This window comes from Mesorhizobium sp. WSM4815, from assembly GCF_055811575.1.
The window spans coordinates 84,692-97,823 of sequence record NZ_JBVVQS010000084.1; the positions used below are offsets into that span (position 1 = coordinate 84,692).

A 13,132-nucleotide genomic window follows, 5' to 3' on the forward strand; every position below is an offset into this window, starting at 1 on the left:
AAAGTGTGCAACGGTTTTCCGCCCGGAATTGCGCAAAAAACAAATAGCTAGAGCGGTTCAGCGAACCGCTCTAGCGCATGACCCGAAAATGAGGCCCGCGTCCTCCGTCGGAGGCGCGGGCCTTGTCATGCCTGCGCAGCCTATGCGGCGCGCTGCGCTTCCATCGGCCGCAAATTCTGGTTCATGCGGAACAGGTTCAGCGGATCATATCGCTGCTTGATTTCCAACAACCGCCGATAGTTGCCGCCATAGGCTGCTTCGACTCTGTCGACCTCGTCCCCGGGCATGAAGTTCACATAGGCCGTGCCGGCGGCATAGGGCTTGGCTGCTTCATAGAGACCCCGCGCCCAGTCGATGCAGGCCTGGTCCATTTCGGGTTCGCGCCAGCGGGCGTGGACATTCATGACGTAATGCGCGCTGCGTTGCGGAAACGCCGTTGCATCCGCTGTCACCCGGCCCGCCGCACCGCCGACATGGCCGATGAAAATCTCGCATTCGGGGCCGGGAAGCCTGGGTATCGCCGCCGTGACGACCTCCACCGCGCTGTCGGAAAGCTCGGTGAAGTCATGGCTCTTCCAATAGTTGCGGGCGCCAGGCGTCAGCAACGGATCGAATGCCTGCTGCCAGCCGGTGAACGGGTTGGGACCGACCACGTCTGCAATCGGTGTGCCGATGGCGCGAAGCCTCTGTGTCGCCTTCTCACCCTCCTGAAGGTCGCCGCAATAGCACATGGCCAGGACCAGCACCTCCTTGCCATGCCATTCGGCCGGCAGGAACGGCAGCGGCGGCGCCTGCCGCATGACCGCCCAGCAGGTCAGCTCATTGGGCGCTGCTTCGAGCGCCGCTCGGTATTCCCGCAACACGTTTTCGGCATCGGCGAAGGGATGAACGACAAGCCCCGACAGCACCTGCGGACCGACTTGGTGGAGCTTGAACTCGAAAGCCGTGACGATGCCGAAATTGCCGCCGCCACCGCGCAGCGCCCAGAACAGGTCCGGATTTTCGGTCTGGCTGGCGCGCAGCAGCTTGCCGTCGGCGGTAACCACATCGGCGCAGAGAAGATTGTCGATGGTCAGGCCGAATTTCCGCGTGATCCAACCGAAGCCGCCGCCCAGCGTCAGGCCCGAAATGCCGGTGGTCGAGTTGATGCCGGTCGGCACCGCCAGTCTGAAGGCCTGTGTCTCCGCGTCGACATCGGCGAGCGTCGCGCCAGGTTCCACCCATGCCCGCCGCGTCGCCGGATCGACCCGCACCGACTTCATCGGCGACAGATCGATCATCAGGCCGCCGTCGCAGACGGCGCTGCCGGCGATGTTGTGGCCGCCGCCGCGAACCGCGACAAGCAGCCTGTTTTCCCTGGCAAAATTGACGGCGGCGATAACGTCGGCGGCACCGGCGCAGCGCACGATCAGCCCGGGCCGCCGATCGATCATGGCGTTCCAGATGCTGCGTGCCTCGTCATAAGCGGCGTCGCCTTCCCTCAGCACGGTGCCGCGCAATTGTGCCGAAAGCGCCTCCAGGGCCGCGGCATCGACCGTCGTCTTGCCGCGATCAAGCGTGGTGAGGCTCATGCTATCCATGGCTTTCCTCCCGTTTGTTTTTGAGCCGTTTTCCCTCCACCCGTTTCCAAGTCTGCCTCTATATTAGAAGTCGCGCAAGTTCCTGATCGCTCGCTGGCCGGCATTGCGCAACCCGCACAACGGTCAGCTCTCATTGAGGTAAAAAGCCGCCGGCAGGCCGAACCGAGATGAGTGCTGGATCGCTGCAGACGATCTCGTCGGTTCGATCGGAGGAACTACGCAGCGGTCCGCGGAGTTAGGCATATGAGCAACCAGTGCAGAGGAGAGCTCTGATGGCACCGCGCAGAAAACCCGACGATCCATCCGAAGGCCCGACCATCGAACAGCAGGATTGGGACGCGATCAAAGGCAGTAAGATTCTGCCAGACAGCGTGCCGGGAAACGGCGACATCCGTTACGACCTCGAGAAGGAGGCTGAACTGCCCGAGGAAGACGACGACAATCCGTACCAGGAGAGCGACGAGGCGCTGCCGGACGACGAAGAGGAACGCGCCCTCTCGCGCAACCCCTCGAAGCAGGACATCGACGAGCCGTGAGCGGGGCTGATCTGGAGCGACCGTAGCGTCACGAAGGTGCAGAACCTTTGATGGCGGCGGGACAGCGCCCAGGACAGCGCCCCCTCTGTTCTGCCGGACATCTCCCCCACAAGGGGGGAGATTGGCCAAGGCGCTCGTTCGCTGCTTCGCCAGCATTGCTGCTGGATTGCCATCGGCTCCACTCTATTAATCACGATTTCTGTCCGATGGAACAACTCCAAAAAACGCTCGTTGGATAATCATCGCAACCAGCGATGCAACTCTAATGGAGACCGACCGTGATGAAAAAAATTCTCTCCGCAGCCGCACTCAGCATCGCCCTCGCCACTTCGGCGGTGGCGCAATCAGACGGTACTGGATCCGGCACCAACAATCCGGGAGCGGCCACCGGGACAGACACTGGCACCATGGCTCCCGGCACCGATAATGCAACTCCTGCCGATCCGAACGTAACCGGTTCAACCACCGACGGCGCCGACGGCATGGGCGATCGGTGCAAGGAAACCGCAGGCGCCGATGCGAATACAAACTCCGCCAGTGGCACTGCAACTTCGGACATGGAGAACTGCCCCAAGTGAGCTAGCGCTGTTGAGGTCGCTACTTCCCGTGGGAGCGCACGAATGCGCCGCGCCACCAGTCAGACAAAGCCGGGAACCGGCTTTGTCTTGCCGCTCAGTTGCGCACCCAACGTTAGCGCTTGCGGGAAATTCCGGATAATTGCCGCCATCAAGGTGGCGCTGCTTGGACTAACGGCAATCCCGGCAAGTGCGGCGGCGGCGTAGACCCGAGTTGAAAACAGACTTTTCCAGGCCGCCTCGTAGCGTCTGCCGGCCGTCTCGCGCCCTGCGCGGCCGCGTGGCGCGCATGAGAGTTCGCAAGCCAGCAGCCAGCCGGACTGAAGCGCCATCGAGATGCCCTCGGCGATGACAGGATGAGACTCTCCGGCTGCATTGCCGACGCGAAAGATGTCGCGTTCGTAGCAGGAGCGAACTCCTGGCCGGATCGGACCTGCGGCAAGCCAAGGCCCGTCGGCGTCAGCTGACTCTAGCGCATCCCTCACGCCCCGACATGATTCCATCAGATGACGGGAGACCGCCTGGGCGGCCGACAAATGTCTCTGGTGTCTGGGGTGTTTGCGCAACTGTGCGAGCATATCGCGCCGAATGCAGCAGGAGATCGACAGCCGGCCATGATCCGCCGAAACCATGCCGCCATAACCGCCAGGAAACACCAGCAGGGGCATCAAATCAGGCGCCAGGGACGACCCGGTGAAATGCGCCTTGAAGCCGAACATGTCCGAAGGGCGGTTGGTCTTTCCGAGCTGGCTGGGCAGCGGTCCTGGCTCCCAGGAGCCGTGTGCGGCGACAATCACCGGCGCGCGCAGCATCGTCGTTTCGTTTCCGGCTTGAATTCGCACCAATTGCGCCTCGCCATCTGGGTCGATGGCGACGGCGCGGCAAGGCTGAAAGGTTTCGACGCCCGCCGATCGCGCCGCCTGCAAAAGCAGACAGTCGAAAACATCCCGGCCAAGCGCCCGGCCGAAACCATCTTTTTTCTCGCGGGACCTATCTTTTGCAGGAGGCCCATCTTTTGCGGGAGGCCCATCTTTTGCGGGAGGCCCATCTTTTGCGGGAGGCCCATCTTTTGCGGGAGGCCCATCTTTTGCAGGAGGCATTGCCGCCTCGGCGCAGGTCTCGCCGGAAAACAAGCCGACGCGGCGGATTTCGGGGCCGGCATTGGCACGCCACGCTTCGCCGATCTCCAGCTGGTCCAGAAGCGCAAGATTGCTTGCCGATATATATTCGCCGCAGACCTTGCGGCGCGGGAACACGCTCTTTTCCACGATAGCCACGGCCCATCCGCGCCGGGCCAGCGTCAGCGCGACGGACGTGCCCGCCGGGCCGGCGCCTATGACGATCGCGTCATGGGTCGACAATCGAGTCATAGGTCATGACCGGCGCTGGTGCCGACGAAAATGTGGGAAAAAAGGCCGGCGCGCCGTTCCTCGACCGGTTTGCCGTTTGCCGCGAGCCAGAGACCGGAAAGCTCGTTGCCGCGAAAGCCGGCACGCACGCTTTGAGCCGCGTCGTTTCGTGTGACGTCATTGGCGCCGATCGCCGGGAGAAGGCGGGTCGCGGCCAATGCCAGTCTGGTCCGCAACGGCTCTGTCGCCAACAGCAGCGGGGCCTTGGGCGCCATCAGCGAAAACAGACGCACGATCTTGCCATCGTCGAAGTGATGCAGAAACAGATTGACGGTGATCGCGTCGAACCGCGTACCCTCGTTCTTTCTCGCCCAGTCGAAGACATCGGCGGTGACGCCTTCGACCGTCCATCCCAGCCTGGCGAAATCGCCACGCAATTGCGCGGTGATGAGGTCGACGCGGTCGAGCATTACCAGTTCGACCCCAGGCCAATGCCCGGCCATGCGCCGCGCCAACGCCAGCATGAAGGAGCCATCGCCAGCGCCGATCTCCAGAATCCGGCGCGGCGGCCCTGGCACAAATTTCTGCAGCAGCGACGCCATGATCCTGGCCTGAAACATCAGCGCGTTGATGCGACGGAGGTCGCGCCGCGCAGCAAGCGCTCGCGGATCGTCGCCCGCAAGCCCGTCGAGGATTTCCGGCGCAAGCTGGCGGTGCTCCAGGCTGCTCATGACGCCGTTCGGAAAAGCATGGTTTCGGCCGCCAGCCCGGGTCCGAACGACATGCCGCAGCCGAGCATTCCTGGTGGCGCCTTCAACATCTCTTTCATCACGAACATGACGGTCGCCGACGACATGTTTCCACATCGGCGCAACACCTCGCGCGATGGCTCCAGCGCGGTGGGCGCGAGTTCCAGGGCCCGTTCGACGGCGTCGAGCACCGAACGTCCCCCCGGGTGCACGGCCCAGAGGTCGATCGCCTCGGTCGGCCGACCACCGAGGATGGCGTCGCGATTGCTCCGCAACGCGTCATGGATTGCTGCCGGGACCTGGCCGGAAAGAACCATTTCGAAACCGTGGTCACTAATGCTCCAGCTCATCAGATCCCGCCGCTCGTCCGCCACGATGCCGTAGAAGCTTTCGAGCTCGATGCCGTGCGGTTCGGCGGTGACGAGCGCAGCCGCACAGCCATCGCCCCAGAGGCAGAACGACAGCAGCTTTTCCAGTTCGCTGGTTTCCCGCAGATGCATCGTGCAGAGTTCGATATTGACCAGCAGGACCCTGGCCTGCGGATCGGAGCGGACGATGTGGCGGGCAAGCTTGAGGCCGTTGATCGCCGCGTAGCAGCCCATGAAACCGATCATCGTGCGTTCGACCCAGCCCGGCAGGCCGCATCGCGCAACCAGCTCCAGGTCGATGCCCGGCGCTGAAAAACCGGTGCAGGTGGTGACGATGAGATGGGTGATGCGGGAAGCGCCGCCACCAAGCTCCAATCCGTCGACGGCTTTTTGCGCCAGAACAGGTGCGGCATGACAGAACATCGCCATTCTCTCGGCCGTTCCAGGAAAGGCACCCCGGATGAACCTCCCGGCCAGATCTGCTGATGGTCCTTCGGGGTCGACGGCAGGTGCAAAGCATGAATAGCGGTGCTCGATGCCGGCAACGTCAACCATGCGTTCGAAAATTCTTCGCCCATCGGCCGCAAGCATGGAGGCGGCGAAACGCAGATAGAATTGATGAACCTCGTGCTCCGGCACTGCTGTCGCGATCCGGTTAATATACGCTTTGGCCGGCATATTCGGTCTCCACGTCGCGCACGGTATTTTCCAAAACCACCGCCGGAGGTTGTTTGGTCATCGGCACCAGGTGTCGGGCAGCAGGCATTGAGTGTTGTTGATGAACGTTTCTGAGAACTGATTTCATCCCGAGGTTCAGCCTGTGTGTTGCCAGGCGACGCTGCGGTTCGCCGGCCACTAGGAACATAGGCTCCATCACCGAGGCGTCCACCGAAGTGCCCGCGCTTCGGGCCGAGGCGCCGTTGCGTCCGACCCTCTCCGGGCACTGTCTTTTTGCCGATCGATGGAACATTAGCGAATACTAACGATTGTAGGATGACAGCGAGTATCTCCCGGATATTGGCTGCTTGATCGGGCCCCCGGTCGGCCCGCGCTCCTCCAGAGGCGCGGGCCTCCAGTCCAAAGAGTAATTGGCGGCTTAAGGCTCAGTTTTGGAACGAGAATGCCGTGAGGGCGTTCGCCATAATTATCGCGAGCTGCCACAAGGCTCGCGGCAAAGAGAAGGAGAGCTGTCATGAACAATATCATCTGGCTGGTCGGGGCCGCCGTTATCGTAATTGCGATACTCAGCTTCCTTGGGCTTCGTTAGGTTCGCCTATAGCGACGCCTACGCCGAGCAAGTCGTAATTTGGGTCGTCTCTGGAAGCCTGAGGTTTGCAGGCGCAGCAGCTATTGGCGCTAACGAAACGACCCCGCTCTTTCACCGGCGAAGTTCCCTGCCCGATCCATACTCTCCCAGACCCAGCGCTCACGGCGATGAGCGGCGGCAGCCGGCTTGGCAAGCGGCCGGCTTCAGTTGCTGCAGGACCAGATTGCGACTGGCCGGGTGCGGCGCCGATTGACGTTGCTGTGCCTTTTCTTCATTCTCCTGTTGCTGCCTGCTCCGAGATTCAGCAATGAAGCGCAGTCTCGCTTTCGGTGTGATTGTGATCGCCGTCGTCGGCGTGCTGGGCGGCGCCGCACTTTTGATTGCCGGCCAGTCCAGAGTTTCGCAAGACGCAATCCAGTCGTCGGTTACCCGCACTCCTGAATTGATCGAAAGCGCCTGGAAGCTGCCCGTGGCTGCCACCTTCAATGCCGACGTCACATGGCAATCAAACGGATCAAGGTGCGGCCCGGCAAGTGTCGCAAACACCTTCCGCTCCATCGGCGAGGAGGAGACAACCGAAGCCGAAGTCCTCGCGGGAACCGGAAAATGCTGGACCGGTTTTTGCGTCATCGGGCTCACGCTGGACGAGCTTGCCGAGGTCGCTCGAACGAACACCAAGCGGAAGGTCTCCGTGCTTCGGGATCTGAGCGCCGATGCATTTCGCGAGCACATGAAGCGCGCCAACGATCCCGGCCGCCGTTACATCGTCAACTTTACCCGTGAGAAGATTTTCGGCGCCGGCGCTGGCCATTTTTCCCCGGTCGGAGGATATCTGGAGGCCGAGGACGTGGTTTTCGTCCTCGATGTAAACGAGGACTACAAGCCCTGGCTGGTCGAGCGAGAGCGCCTGTTCTCAGCCATGGACACAATCGATAGCGACGGCGACAAGAAACGCGGCCTGCTGCTGATCGAGTAGCATGGTCGCAAGCAGTGTCGATTGCCTCGCCTTCAATCGACCAGCACGGCAACCACGGCGGTGCAGTCGCCCGCCTTGACCAGTCCGGGGAAATGGCGGGCAGCCAGTAGACCCGACATCCTTGCCCTGATCTCCTGAGGTGCGGCACCGGTGCGGCCAATGGAGTGGATGCGCGCCAGGACCTGGCCCTCCTCGACAGGCTCGCCGAGATCGATCATCGTTTCGATCATCCCGTCGTCCTCGGCAAACGAGAAGCAATCGCCCGACGGCATGTCGAGCCAGCGGGTCGGCTGCATCTCGACCGCACCGGCGACGATGCCGGCATGGCGCAGCACATTGAGCACGCCGCGACGGGCGATCCGCACCGTTTCCGCGCGCGAAGTCCCACCACCGCCAAGTTCAGTGGTGATGAACAGCTTGCCCATCTCTTCGGCGGCAGTGTCGAACATGCCGACCGCATCAATCTCCAGCATCTTCATCGACCACGGCGCCGAGAACGCTTCAACGGCGGCGAACCCCTTCGCCTCCAGCACCTTATCGGGCCGGATATGGGCGGCGCAGAACGGCACGAAGTCGAGCGTCTTGCCGCCGGAGTGGAAGTCGAGCGCGATGTCTGCGCGGGGGAGCAACTCTCGTTGAAAATAGTCCGCGATCTTCTCGGTCACCGTGCCGTCGGGCCGGCCGGGAAAGCTGCGGTTCAGATTGCCCTTGTCGATCGGCGAGGTGCGGGTGCCGGCGCGGAACGCCGGATAGTTCATTGCCGGCACGTTGATCACCGTGCCGCTGACTTGCTTGGGATCGAGCGTGCGGGCGAGATCGTAGAGGGCCAGCGGCCCCTCATATTCGTCGCCATGATTGCCGCCGGTGAGCAATGCGCTTGGCCCGCTGCCGTTGCGGATCACGCAGATCGGGATCATCACCGATCCCCAGGCGGAATCGTCACGGCTGTACGGCAGGCGCAGGAAGCCGTGCTGCACGCCGTCGCGATCGAAATCGACGGTCGGCGTGATTGGCGATGGGCGAAGGCTGGACATCGGGCTCAATTCTTCACGACCAGTTTGCGCGGCACATTGGCCAGGCACTCGACCCCGGTCTCGGTGATCAGGATGGATTCGGTGATCTCGAGCCCCATCGTCTCCAGCCACAGGCCGGTCATGAAATGGAACGTCATGCCGGGCTTCAGCTCGGTGCGGTCGCCGGGGCGCAGGCTCATCGTGCGCTCGCCCCAGTCCGGCGGATAGGAAAGCCCGATCGGATAGCCGGTGCGGTTGTCCTTGACGATGCCGTATCTCTTCAGCACCGCGAAGAAGGCGTTGGCGATGTCCTCGCATGTATTGCCGGGCTTTGCCGCGGCCAGCCCCGCCTCCATTCCCTCCAGTGTCGCCTTTTCGGCATCGAGGAATTCCTGCGTCGGTTTACCGAGGAACACAGTCCGCGAAAGCGGACAATGGTAGCGGTTGTAGCAGCCGGCGATCTCGAAGAAGGTGCCCTCGCCCGACTTCATCGGCCGGTCGTCCCAGGTCAGATGCGGCGCCGACGCATCGGCGCCAGACGGCAGCAGCGGCACGATCGCCGGGTAGTCGCCGCCAATCTTTCCCTCTGGCCCGTCGACGCCGCGCGTGCCGGCATCATAGATCTCGGCGACCAGATCGCATTTGCGCATGCCGACTTCGATCTTGTCGACGATGCGCTGGTGCATCGCTTCGACGATGCGGGCGGCCTTGCGCATGTAATCGATCTCGGTCGGGCTCTTCACCGCGCGCTGCCAGTTGACGAGTGCCGTAGCGTCGACGAAGCGGGCATTGGGCAGGTGTTTCTGCAGCGAAGCGAAGGCAGCGGCCGAGAACCAGTAATTGTCCATCTCGACACCGATGCTGAGCTTGCCCCAGCCACGATCGGCTAGCACCTGCGACAGAAAATCCATCGGGTGGCGTTCGGTCGACTGCACATAATGGTCGGCATAGCCGACGATGTTGTCGTGCGCGAGATAGGCGGTGCGCTTGGCGCCGTTGGCGTCCTGGCCGCGCCCGTACCACACCGGTTCGCCCGACGGCGGCACGATGACGGCCTGGTGCACATAGAACGACCAGCCATCATAGCCGGTCAGCCAGGCCATATTGGACGGATCGCTGACAACAAGCAGATCGACGCCCTTGGCTGCCATGGCCTTGCGAGTCTTGGCGAGGCGATCCGCATATTCGCCGCGCGAGAATTTCAAATTGGGCTGCATTGTTCTGGTCCTCGTTTGTTGGGCCTTGCGGCCGGCATCAGCTTTCGAAAATCGTCCCGGTGTTGGCCGCCCGCGCACGGTCGCGGGCGAGCGTGGCGATCGCGGTGTCCTGCACGCCGGTGCCGGTGAGGTCGGCGATGGTGATGTCGCTGTCCGAACGGCGGCCATGTCTATCGCCGGCGATGATCTGGCCGATCTCTGTGATCTCGGCATCGGCCGCCATCACCCCCGTCGCGATGGCATGATGCAGTTCGCCCAGCAGCCGCGTCTGTTTCGCACTGTCGGCGACGTAGAGATCGGCCATGCGCAGGATCGCCGGCGCGATCTCGTTCTTGTGCTCGGCGTCCGAGCCCATCGCGGTGATGTGCTGACCGGCGGAGACGAAGCCGGCCTTGATCAGCGGTTCGGTCGACGGCGTCGTGGTGACGATGATGTCGGCGCCGGCCGCCGCCTTTGCCGCGTCGGGTTCAGCGTGCACGACGATGCCCAGTTTTTCGCGCAATGCATCCGCTGCGGCTTCGGCCTTGGCGGCATCCCTCGCCCAGATGCGCGCTTGAGCGATCGGCCGCACCAGCAAAAGCGCTTCGAGCTGCAGCCCCGCCTGGACGCCGGCGCCGAAGATCGCGGCGATCGAAGCGTCGGCTCGCGAAAGATGTTTCGCCGCGACCGCTCCGGCCGCCGCCGTGCGGATGTCGGTCAAATAGCCATTGTCGAGCAGCAGAGCCTCGACCAGCCCGGTTTTTGACGACAGCAGCACCATCATGCCGTTGACGCTGGGCAGGCCGAGCTTCGGATTGTCGAAGAAGCCGGGACTGATCTTGATGGCAAAACCGTCGATCCCTGGCACATAGGCGGTCTTGACGTCGACCTCGCCGCGATGCTCGGGAATGTCGAGCCGCAGGATCGGCGGCATCGACACCGGCAAGGTGGCAAGCGCTCGGAACGCATTTTCGACGCAGGCGACGGCATCGAGATCGAGCTTCACGATCGCGCGCAATTCGGCTTCGGTCAGTATCGTCATCCGGCTCATGCGGCGCTCTCCTCAATTGCTTCGCCACAAACGACTTTCCTGTGCAGCGTCATGTCGATATTGCGGCCCGACAGAATGAGCACAGTGGGGCCGCTCGCCCTGACCTTGCCGGCAAGCACGGCGGCGATGCAAACCGCGCCGGCGCCTTCGACGATCTCGCGCTCCTGTTCATAGGCGTGGCGGATGCCGGCGGCGATCTCGTCCTCGCTGAGCAGGATAACATCGTCGAGCAGGTCGCGGCACATCGAGAAGGTCAGCCGGTTGTCGAGGCCGACGCCGCCGCCGAGCGAGTCCGCCAGCGTCGGCAGTTCCTCGACCAAAACCGGATGTCCGGCATCGAGGCTTGCCTTCATCGCCGCGCCCCGCGTCATCGAAACGCCGATGACCCTGGTGCCGGGGCTGACGCCCTTCACGGCAGCGGCGACACCCGCCGCCAGCCCGCCGCCGGAGAGCGGCACCAGCACCAGGGCGGCGTCCGCAACCTGCTCGATGGTTTCCAGCCCGAGCGTGCCTTGCCCGGCGATGATATCAGGATGGTCGAAGGGCGGCAGCATGATCAGACCGTCTTCCGCGACCAGCCGGTCGACCTCCTGCTGCGCATCGTCCTGGCTGTTGCCGACGATGCGGATCTCGGCGCCGAGCCGGCGGATTTCGTCGAGCTTGTTCTGCGGCACCAGTCGCGACATGCAGATCGTCGCGCGCATGCCTTCGAGCTTTGCCGCATGAGCCAGCGCCCGGCCGTGATTGCCGGTCGAGGCGGCGACCACGCCGCGCGCCTTCTCCTCGGCGTCCAGTGACGCGATGGCGTTCGAGGCGCCGCGCAGCTTGAAGCTGCCGGTGGTCTGCCGATGTTCGAGCTTGAGATAAATAGGCGCGCCCAAGTGCCCGGAAAGACTCGGGGAAAGCACGGTCGGCGTGCGCTCGACCTTGCCTGCGACGCGCTCGCGGGCTGACTGGATATCGGCGAGGGTGATGGGCGCAGGTGTCATGGCCTCATTGTCCCAAAGGCAGCGTCATCAGACGGCCGAATTCGGCGCGCCGCTCCTCGTCGCCGCAAAGCCGCAGGCAGTTCCAGGCCGTTGCCTGATTGCTGGTGACGACCGGGCGGCCGATCGCCTCCTCCATGCCGACGACGGCAAGTGCTGCCCGCAGCGCCGTGCAGGAGACGAACAGTGCGTCCGCTTGCGCGTCGGTCGTCTTGGCTGCCAGATCGACCAGCGTGGCCGGTGCAATCCGCGCCATCTCGCGGTCGTCGTCGAAGCCGAGACAGGTGAAGCTGGCGATCTCGAACCCGTGCGCCGCGAAATAGGCGGCCATCGGCCGGCTGGTCTCGACGGTATAAGGAGTGAGAATACTGATCGTCCTGGCGCCCAGCGCCTTCAAGCCGCGCACCCCTGCCATCGGCGGCGTAACCACGGGTACGCCGGGCTTGGCCGCCTGCACCGCCGCCTCGATCTCGGCATCGCCGATGACGACCGAGGCTGAGGTGCAGGAATAGCAGACGGCGTCGAACGGCTCATCAGGCAGGATGAGCGCGGCGCCCGCCGTCAGCGACGGCTGCATCTTGCGCAAATTGTCCGGCGTCGTCGGATTGGCGTAGGGAATGCGCGCGACATAGACGCCGATCCGGTCGCTCGCCACCATGCGGCGAAAATCCGGTTCGGTCGTATGGTCGGTGGCAAGGACGATCAGGCCGACGCGCTTTTCCAGCGGACGCGCGTCGAGCGCCGGCCGTGTCGAGTGCAAGCGGATGTCGACTGGAGCGGTCACCATGCGCTCCTTGCCAACGGTTTGGTCGAAGGAACTGTCATTTTTCAATGCGCCCGTAGCGGCGTTCCAGCCAGCGCAGCAACACGACCGAGAACAAGCTGATGACGAGGAAGAAGGCGCCGACCAAGGTCATCGGCTCGACATAGCGGTAATAGGTGTTGGCGACGCTCTTGGCCTGGTTCATCAGTTCCAGCACGGTGATCGCCGACAGCAGCGGCGTCTCCTTGAACATGGCGATAAAATAGTTGGCAAGCGCCGGGATCATCGGCGGGATCGCCTGCGGCATGATGATGTGGGTCCAGGTCTGCCTGGCGTTGAGATTGCAGGCCTTGGCGGCTTCCCACTGGCCGCGCGGCACATTGTCGATGCCGGCGCGATAGACCTCGGCCGTGTAGGTGCCGTAATGCAGCCCGAGGCCGATCACGCCCGCCACCAGCGGCGGCAGCAGGATACCGATGTCCGGCAGCACGTAGAAGATGAAATAGAGCTGCACCAAGAGCGGCGTGCCGCGGATGAACTCGGCAAGGAAGCCGACGCTGCGCGACAAGCCCTTGTTCGGCGAGCGCCGCGCCAGCGCGATAGCCAAGCCGACCATCGCTGCCAGAACCGAGCCGAGCAGCGTCGCCAGGATGGTGATCTTCACGCCCTCGATCAGGGTCGGCATGATCTCCCAGACGAAATTCCAATCCCATTCCATTACGA

13 protein-coding genes are annotated in these 13,132 nt (G+C 63.4%); 3 read left to right on the forward strand and 10 right to left on the reverse strand.

Going from position 1 to position 13,132, the window contains the following annotated elements; translation table 11 throughout:
• Positions 1–140 precede the first annotated feature (140 nt).
• Positions 141–1,580, reverse strand: coding sequence for an FAD-binding oxidoreductase (locus tag AC0L2B_RS08745; RefSeq protein ID WP_473520876.1), 1,440 nt, complete (start codon positions 1,578–1,580; stop codon positions 141–143).
• A gap of 272 nt (positions 1,581–1,852) precedes the next feature.
• Here AC0L2B_RS08745 and AC0L2B_RS08750 point away from each other — a divergent pair, with 272 nt between their 5' ends.
• Positions 1,853–2,116 (forward strand): hypothetical protein, encoded by a 264-nt coding sequence (locus AC0L2B_RS08750; protein WP_236377249.1) that lies wholly within the window; start codon positions 1,853–1,855, stop codon positions 2,114–2,116.
• 281 nt (positions 2,117–2,397) lie between these two features.
• Positions 2,398–2,694 carry a hypothetical protein gene (locus AC0L2B_RS08755; protein WP_473520877.1) on the forward strand — a complete coding sequence of 99 codons (297 nt, stop codon included), beginning with the start codon at positions 2,398–2,400 and terminating at the stop codon, positions 2,692–2,694.
• A 59-nt stretch (positions 2,695–2,753) separates the two neighbouring features.
• Here the strand turns inward: AC0L2B_RS08755 and AC0L2B_RS08760 are convergent, their stop codons facing one another.
• Genes AC0L2B_RS08760 through AC0L2B_RS08770 form a run of 3 tightly spaced genes read right to left on the reverse strand, consistent with a single transcriptional unit; the run spans position 2,754 to position 5,835 of the window.
• Positions 2,754–4,061 carry an NAD(P)/FAD-dependent oxidoreductase gene (locus AC0L2B_RS08760; RefSeq protein ID WP_473520878.1) on the reverse strand — a complete coding sequence of 436 codons (1,308 nt, stop codon included), beginning with the start codon at positions 4,059–4,061 and terminating at the stop codon, positions 2,754–2,756.
• Entirely contained in the window at positions 4,058–4,771 is a 714-nt protein-coding gene (locus AC0L2B_RS08765) for a methyltransferase domain-containing protein (RefSeq protein ID WP_473520879.1), read from the reverse strand. The genes AC0L2B_RS08760 and AC0L2B_RS08765 overlap by 4 nt, the downstream gene beginning before the upstream one ends.
• Complete coding sequence (locus AC0L2B_RS08770; protein WP_473520880.1) at positions 4,768–5,835, reverse strand: type III polyketide synthase; 1,068 nt, start codon at positions 5,833–5,835, stop codon at positions 4,768–4,770. The genes AC0L2B_RS08765 and AC0L2B_RS08770 overlap by 4 nt, the downstream gene beginning before the upstream one ends.
• A gap of 896 nt (positions 5,836–6,731) precedes the next feature.
• On the opposite strand from AC0L2B_RS08770, the gene AC0L2B_RS08775 reads away from it, so the two are divergent.
• Positions 6,732–7,400 (forward strand): phytochelatin synthase family protein, encoded by a 669-nt coding sequence (locus tag AC0L2B_RS08775; RefSeq protein ID WP_473744959.1) that lies wholly within the window; start codon positions 6,732–6,734, stop codon positions 7,398–7,400.
• 32 nt (positions 7,401–7,432) lie between these two features.
• Here the strand turns inward: AC0L2B_RS08775 and doeB are convergent, their stop codons facing one another.
• From doeB to ehuD, 6 genes are read right to left on the reverse strand one after another with little or no spacing between them, the layout of a single operon-like run.
• Complete coding sequence (gene doeB / locus AC0L2B_RS08780; protein ID WP_473520881.1) at positions 7,433–8,434, reverse strand: N(2)-acetyl-L-2,4-diaminobutanoate deacetylase DoeB; 1,002 nt, start codon at positions 8,432–8,434, stop codon at positions 7,433–7,435.
• Between the two features lie 5 nt (positions 8,435–8,439).
• The gene (doeA, locus tag AC0L2B_RS08785) at positions 8,440–9,630 is read right to left on the reverse strand and encodes an ectoine hydrolase DoeA (RefSeq protein WP_473490700.1); all 1,191 of its coding nucleotides are present in this window, start codon (positions 9,628–9,630) and stop codon (positions 8,440–8,442) included.
• 37 nt (positions 9,631–9,667) lie between these two features.
• Positions 9,668–10,660 carry an ectoine utilization protein EutC gene (gene eutC / locus AC0L2B_RS08790; protein ID WP_473520882.1) on the reverse strand — a complete coding sequence of 331 codons (993 nt, stop codon included), beginning with the start codon at positions 10,658–10,660 and terminating at the stop codon, positions 9,668–9,670.
• Positions 10,657–11,649 carry a hydroxyectoine utilization dehydratase EutB gene (gene eutB, locus AC0L2B_RS08795; RefSeq protein WP_473744960.1) on the reverse strand — a complete coding sequence of 331 codons (993 nt, stop codon included), beginning with the start codon at positions 11,647–11,649 and terminating at the stop codon, positions 10,657–10,659. Before eutB ends, eutC begins: the two co-directional genes overlap by 4 nt.
• Before the next feature lie 4 nt (positions 11,650–11,653).
• Positions 11,654–12,433, reverse strand: a complete 780-nt coding sequence (gene eutA / locus AC0L2B_RS08800; RefSeq protein ID WP_473744962.1) for an ectoine utilization protein EutA — start codon at positions 12,431–12,433, stop codon at positions 11,654–11,656.
• A gap of 34 nt (positions 12,434–12,467) precedes the next feature.
• Entirely contained in the window at positions 12,468–13,127 is a 660-nt protein-coding gene (ehuD, locus tag AC0L2B_RS08805) for an ectoine/hydroxyectoine ABC transporter permease subunit EhuD (protein WP_027155679.1), read from the reverse strand.
• Positions 13,128–13,132: the final 5 nt, after the last annotated feature.